Genomic DNA, 755 nt, shown 5'->3' with positions numbered 1-755 from the left:
CTAGGTAGTGTGGACACTAGCGCATCCATAGAACAATGGCAGCGAGAGTGACGACGGCCCGGTAATTCCGGGCCGTTTTTTCGAAGCGGGTTGCGACACGTCGGAACTGCTTGAGCTTTGAGAAGCAGCATTCGACGAGATGACGCTGGGTGTAGAGATGCTTGTCGAGTGGGAATTTCATCGCGCGAGACGGGTTGTTGGGAATGACGGCGAGCGCGCCTTTGGCGGCGATGGCTTGGCGCAAGTGATCGGCGTCATAGGCGGTGTCGGCCGTGACGACCTCGGCGGATAAGCCTTCGATCAATGCGGCGGCTTGCGGTGCGTCGCCCTTCTGACCCGCGGTCAGCGTGAACCGCACCGGACATCCCAAGCCTCGAACGGCGATATGTATCTTGGTGCTCAGGCCCCCGCGCGAGCGACCGATCGCTTGATCTTCAGACCCCCTCTTTTGGCGCCGGCGGCGTGCTGATGCGCCCGAACAATGGTGGAATCGACGATCAGATATTCGAAGTCCGGATCATCGGACATCGCCTCGAAGATCCGCCACCAAACACCCTTGATGCTCCATTGACTGAAGCGCCGGAACACGCTGTTCCAGTCGCAAAGACCTCCGGGAGATCGCGCCAGGGAGATCCCGTACGCACGATCCACAGCACACCTTCCACGAACATCCGGTTGTCGCGTCCGGTGGAGCCCTTCTGATCGGGGCGCCCTATGATCAGCGGCGCCATCCGCTCCCACGCCGCGTCGCTCAA

General features: G+C 61.1%; 1 pseudogene. It reads right to left on the bottom strand.

The features are described from left to right. Positions 1 to 16: 16 nt before the first annotated feature. Positions 17 to 755: pseudogene (locus H8B02_RS47575) on the bottom strand (IS5 family transposase); the annotation flags it as partial.

Source organism: Bradyrhizobium altum, assembly GCF_020889705.1.
GTDB classification, from domain to species: domain Bacteria; phylum Pseudomonadota; class Alphaproteobacteria; order Rhizobiales; family Xanthobacteraceae; genus Bradyrhizobium; species Bradyrhizobium altum.
This window is presented reverse-complemented; position numbering and strand designations above follow the sequence as displayed.